Origin of the sequence: Dactylosporangium siamense (genome assembly GCF_016862795.1) — a bacterium.
Lineage (GTDB): Bacteria > Actinomycetota > Actinomycetes > Mycobacteriales > Micromonosporaceae > Dactylosporangium > Dactylosporangium siamense.
The window spans coordinates 1-894 of the sequence record NZ_BONQ01000280.1 but is presented as its reverse complement, the minus strand read 5'-3'; the positions used below and the strand labels follow the sequence as shown (position 1 = coordinate 894).

The following is an 894-nucleotide window of genomic DNA, read 5'->3' as shown; positions in this document are numbered from 1 at the left end:
TCCAACTCCACGAACACCGCCGGCACCATGTACTCCGGCAGGAACCGCCGAGCCCAGTCCCGCAGTTCGGTCGGCTCGGGCAGACCGTCCGGCGCGACAAGATACGCCACCAACCGCCGACCCGCATCAGATCCGTCCGCGGTCACCACCGCCGCCCGCACCCCAGCATGGCGCAGTAGGACCGCCTCGACCTCGGCGGCCTCGATCCGGTACCCACGCACCTTCAACTGCGTGTCCACCCGACCCAGGAACTCCACCCCACCATCCACCCGACGCCGGACCCGGTCCCCGGTCCGATACGCCCGAGCACCACCCCCAGCGAACGGATCCGCGACGAACCGCTGCCCGGTCAGATCCGGCTGCCCCACATACCCCCGCGCCACACCCAACCCACCGACCAGCAACTCACCAACGACCCCGACCGGCACCGGACGCAACGAACCATCCACCACATACAACCGGTCATTCGGCAACGCCCGACCCAACGGCACCACCTCACCCGCCAGCACATCCCCATCCAGGAACCCGGACGCGACACCAACCGTCGTCTCCGTCGGCCCATAATGGTTCGCCACCCGACACTCACCCGCCGCCGTGACCAGGTCCCGCGCCCACGACACCGCCGCCGCCTCACCACCCAGAATCAACGCCCGAGCCGGCAACAGTCGCTGCAGGCCACCACCAGCCGCCAACGCCACCAAATGCGACGGCACCAACTTCAGGTAATCAACGCGTTCCCGGGCCACGAACTCCGCCACCGCCGCCGCATCCGCCGCCAGCGCCGGGTCCAGCACACACAGACAACCACCGCTGACCAGCGAACTGAGCAAGACCGTGTTCGCGAAATCCGCGACCAGCGGCTGGACCAAGCCATACCGGCCCGCGCCCAGGCCC

At 69.0% G+C, this 894-nt stretch carries 1 protein-coding gene; it reads right to left on the bottom strand.

Annotation, left to right across the window (positions count from 1 at the left end):
• A partial coding sequence (locus tag Dsi01nite_RS56940; protein WP_203854887.1) for an AMP-binding protein occupies positions 1-894 on the bottom strand: 894 nt, incomplete at both ends.